The organism is Syntrophomonas sp. UBA5494, assembly GCF_002426325.1.
On sequence record NZ_DIPG01000040.1, the window covers coordinates 3,577 to 3,983 of the forward strand.

A 407-nucleotide genomic window follows, 5' to 3' on the forward strand; every position below is an offset into this window, starting at 1 on the left:
CGGGTATTCACAGTATTATATAAATAAGCTCCAAGGAATTCCTAAGATGGATTCCTAACAGAGCCGGAAAACGGAAACGGAACATCGAGTCGGAATACAGGCGCCAGTGGATCAAAAGGGTTCACTATATCTAGGAAGTAAGCCGGAAAGTAGTGTGCAGCAGGTCTGACGACATCGAAGTGATTGCTGGAAAGTCCGAAAGGGTTGGAAGGTAAGAGCGGAAGTGAAGTAAAGCTGATGTAGACGATGAGTAAGGAAGAACGGAATGGACGAAGGGCTTGTAGGAAGATAGAGATGGGAAACAGGAGTTGGAAGGTAATGATAGGAAGAAGTTGATAAAGGTTCGTTGGAGCTTACTTATTGGCATACAGCCGGGGAAAAAACTCCCCGGCCTTTTTATTTTCTGC